1 protein-coding gene is annotated in these 1,636 nt (G+C 32.3%); it reads right to left on the reverse strand.

Annotated elements, in window-relative coordinates:
- Positions 1 to 1,243 precede the first annotated feature (1,243 nt).
- Positions 1,244 to 1,636 (reverse strand): hypothetical protein (locus ACYEKI_RS21160; RefSeq protein ID WP_459213206.1); only part of this gene is annotated, 393 nt, incomplete at its 5' end.

The raw sequence follows: 1,636 nt of genomic DNA on the forward strand, positions 1-1,636 counted from the left end.
TCTCGGTTTATTAAGGTTTTTCTCTAATAATTAACTATATATAAGATACGAAAAAGGAGAAAGGAAGCCTAATTTGACAAAAGAGGTAATGATGATTTTAGACTTGATTTTAACATTTTTTATCAAGTGATATGTAGTTGGTGAAGAGTAAAAAGTATATCTCAAGATCATATCATTAATACAAGATCACTTTAAACTTCGATATTTTACATTCTACATTTTTACTTTTTGTCGTTGCGAATACCTTCCAAAATGAGGTTACTCCCAACAGAACTTTAAGAAGAAAGTAGAGAATTACGGTTGTGAATACTTTCCAAAGTGAGGTTATTCCCAACTCGTACAAGGAAATTCTATTTTAACGGCTAGTTGTGAATACCATCAATATTAAGTGATCAGTAGTTAGTGATGAGTAAAGAGTATAACTCAAGATCAACTCATTAATACAAAATCACTTTAAACTTCGATATTTTACATTCTACATTTTTACTTCTTGTCGTTGTGACTACTATCCAAAGTGAGGTTACTCTCAACTGTATCTCAAATCTACATTCTATACTTTCATTTGTGAATGCCATCAATATCAAGTAATTAGTAATTAGTGATGAGTAAAGAGTATAACTCAAGGACAAATCATTAATACAAGAGCACTTTAAACTTCGATATTTTACATTCTACATTTTTACTTCTTGTCGTCGTGAATACCTTCCAAAGAGAGGTTACTCCCAACGAAAGCGACTATGCTACCATTGATCACAATGTTGTGACTGCCTTCCAAAGTGAGGTTACTCCCAACCTAGTTATATAAAGATGAAAAATTCAAACTGTTGTGACTACCATCCAAAGTGAGGTTACTCCCAACACTAGACAAGTTCTTAAAAGAATTTTCGTGGTTGTGAATACCTTCCAAAATGAGGTTACTCCCAACTATCGGTAAATCTGGGTATTACTTTATTGAGTTGTGAATACCTTCCAAAGTGAGGTTACTCCCAACTATAGTGCGGGTGTGGAGATAACCGATATATGTTGTGAATACCTTCCAAAGTGAGGTTACTCCCAACTATGAGGGTAAAGACAAGGATGGTAATCCTGTTGTGAATACCTTCCAAAGTGAGGTTACTCCCAACATAACATTGTTTTTAACAGGGGCAACCCCTTGTGATTACTGAGTTTAACCTCAAAAATAGGATTGAAAAAACACCTATTTTTTGTACTATTGATTAGAAAATCATTCATTTTTTCAATCCTAGTTCAATGTTTGTAATAGTTGCTTTAATAACTCATTAATTGTATGATATCGTGTATCAAATAGTTCTTTTTGATAGGTTTTATTTTTAATTTCGATATCTTCATTTTTAGTGGTTTCTATTCCAAATTTACCTTCAGCTTTAAGGATTTTATATGTCGCACCTCTCCAGTAAAATAATTCTTCTTTTAATGTGGCATTGAGGTATAAACCATGTCCTTGTGTATAATACACTTCTTTAAAAGCTTTTAAAAAATCATTGGCTTGTTGTACTCTTAATAAGCGCTTTTCATCTTTTTTGATGTAAATCACATCAGTGTTTTCATTTTGCGCCATAAAACGTAAAAGCCCCCAAATAGCCATTAAAGCATCTAGTTGTTTTTGTTTTTTGTA

It is taken from the genome of Aquimarina rhabdastrellae, assembly GCA_947387485.1.
In the GTDB taxonomy this organism is placed as follows: domain Bacteria; phylum Bacteroidota; class Bacteroidia; order Flavobacteriales; family Flavobacteriaceae; genus Aquimarina.